We start from the raw sequence: 228 nt of genomic DNA, 5'->3' as shown, positions 1-228 counted from the left end.
GCCGCGCGCCTATCTGCACCAGGCCGCGCGCAACGCGGCCGTCGACCAGTTCCGCCGCGACGGCGGGCAGGAATGGGTGCCGCTTGATACCATTGCCGACCACGCCAGCCCGCTGGGCGACCCGATGGCCCAGGCGCGCACCGGCCAGCTGGGCCAGGCGCTGGAAGCGGCGCTGGCGGAATTGCCGCTCAAGTGCCGCCAGGTGTTCGTCTGGCAGCGGCTGGAAGG

General features: G+C 73.2%; 1 protein-coding gene. It reads left to right on the top strand.

Annotated elements, in window-relative coordinates:
• Window positions 1-228: RNA polymerase sigma factor (locus tag N825_RS35925; RefSeq protein WP_037462664.1), on the top strand; the 228-nt coding region annotated here is incomplete at both ends.

The organism is Skermanella stibiiresistens SB22 (assembly GCF_000576635.1).
In the GTDB taxonomy this organism is placed as follows: domain Bacteria; phylum Pseudomonadota; class Alphaproteobacteria; order Azospirillales; family Azospirillaceae; genus Skermanella; species Skermanella stibiiresistens.
The sequence above is the reverse complement of the archived record's forward strand: the minus strand, read 5'-3'. Positions and strand labels throughout refer to the sequence as shown.